Source organism: Janthinobacterium violaceinigrum (assembly GCF_009208555.1).
Lineage (GTDB): Bacteria > Pseudomonadota > Gammaproteobacteria > Burkholderiales > Burkholderiaceae_D > Janthinobacterium > Janthinobacterium violaceinigrum.
This window is the reverse complement of the sequence record NZ_WFLI01000108.1, coordinates 1-674: the sequence shown is the minus strand read 5'-3', so window position 1 is coordinate 674 and position 674 is coordinate 1. Positions and strand designations below refer to the sequence as shown.

Here is a 674-nt window from a genome sequence, read left to right as displayed (position 1 = left end):
CTGCGGATCAAAGTGTGTTTGCTCACTCCCCGCAGCTTATCGCAAGCTACTACGTCCTTCATCGCCTGTAATCGCCAAGGCATCCACCATGTGCACTTATTCGCTTGTCCCTATAACGTTAGCCTCTGATAACCGAAGTCATCAAAGAGCGCTACAGGGATAAGAAAGTACAACGTTGTTGCTTGTTTGTTGATACATACAATCATTACCCATCGATTTGCTTGTTACGGCAAACCGATCAATAAATAATCTTTACTTCTTCCAGATTGTTAAAGAACATACAGCACTTGGTCTCGAAAAGACCAAACCTAAATTTAATCACCGATGTGATCAACTTACGTTTGAACTTTTGGTGGAGGATGACGGGATCGAACCGACGACCCCCTGCTTGCAAAGCAGGTGCTCTCCCAGCTGAGCTAATCCCCCAATGGGTAATACAGACTACAGAAACTGGTAGGGCTGGTTGGACTCGAACCAACGACCCCCGCGTTATCAACACGGTGCTCTAACCAGCTGAGCTACAGCCCCAAATGCTGTTCTTTATATTAACAGCCGATAAGTGTGAACATTTGATGCGTGAACCAGTTACCTGATTCGTGCAAACTCTAGAAAGGAGGTGATCCAGCCGCACCTTCCGATACGGCTACCTTGTTACGACTTCACCCCAGTCACGA

2 tRNA genes and 2 rRNA genes are annotated in these 674 nt (G+C 46.7%); all 4 read right to left on the bottom strand.

Annotation, left to right across the window (positions count from 1 at the left end):
* Positions 1–110, bottom strand: a 23S ribosomal RNA gene (locus GCN75_RS28845); the annotation flags it as partial.
* 240 nt (positions 111–350) lie between these two features.
* A tRNA-Ala gene (locus GCN75_RS28840) sits at positions 351–426 on the bottom strand.
* Between the two features lie 25 nt (positions 427–451).
* Positions 452–528: transfer RNA gene (locus GCN75_RS28835), tRNA-Ile, on the bottom strand.
* Positions 529–609: 81 nt separating this feature from the next.
* Positions 610–674, bottom strand: a 16S ribosomal RNA gene (locus tag GCN75_RS28830); the annotation flags it as partial.